Origin of the sequence: Delftia sp. ZNC0008 (assembly GCF_000799035.1) — a bacterium.
In the GTDB taxonomy this organism is placed as follows: Bacteria; Pseudomonadota; Gammaproteobacteria; order Burkholderiales; family Burkholderiaceae_C; genus Comamonas; species Comamonas tsuruhatensis.
In genome coordinates this window covers 1-844 of sequence record NZ_JTKZ01000479.1, presented here as the reverse complement: position 1 = coordinate 844, position 844 = coordinate 1, and the positions used below count along the sequence as shown (strand labels likewise).

The window sequence follows — 844 nt, the reverse complement described above, 5'->3', positions numbered from 1 at the left end:
GGGCTTGGCCTTGTGTGTAGGCGATGCGGTACACGGCCAGCGGGCGGCCGAAGGGGTCCAGCTCGGTGCGCGTGCCTTCCAGCGGGCGGCCTGCGGGATCGAGCCGCGTGGCGTCGGTCAGGCGCCCTTGCGCGTCGTACCGGTAGCGCATGTCGCCGGGGCCGCAGCTGGCGCAGCCCGGGCCGCGCACTTCAAGCAATCGCCATTGCCCGCCGATGGTGTCGTAGTGGTAGGTGGTTGTTTGCCCAAGGCTGTTGGTGAGGGTGTTCTTCCAGGGCTGGCTGAGGTCCAGGGTGACTTTTTCCTGCTGGCTGTCCGGCCGGCCGCGCACGCTCAAGATGGCGCGGCCGTTGTCGCCGTAGGCATAGCTGGCGATGCGCTCGTCCATGGGCTTGCCGTCACTGCCCTGGCCCTGGACGCTGATGCCGGTGAGCAAGGTGGGGTGGCGCGGGTCCTCATAGTGGTAGTGGCGCTGGACCGGGGCTTGGCCATCGGCCGACGGGAGGCTGACCTGCACGAGGCTGGCGTTCAGCTTGGCCTGGGGCTGGGTGCTGCCGGGCAACGGTGCGCTGCCGTGGCGGTAGTCGATGCGGCCCAGCGGGGTGTCGATGGCCTGCACGCCGGTGAAGCTGCCCTCGCCCGAAGATTGGGCGTAGTGCAGGCGCAGGCTGCGGCCCTGCGGGTCGGTGACCTTGAGCAGGCGGTTGCCCTTGGCGTTGTAGTCCAGGCGGACCTGTTCGCCCGAGGGCAGGCTGATGCGGGTCAGGCGCCCCCGGTGGTTGAAGCGCAGCTCGCGCCCGTCCATCCATTGCCAGGTGTAGTGCCGTTCCTGGCCGGGCGTGGT

At 69.8% G+C, this 844-nt stretch carries 1 protein-coding gene; it reads right to left on the bottom strand.

What is annotated here, in order from left to right:
* Nucleotides 1–844 (bottom strand): RHS repeat domain-containing protein (locus tag L995_RS16235; protein ID WP_047472636.1); only part of this gene is annotated, 844 nt, incomplete at both ends.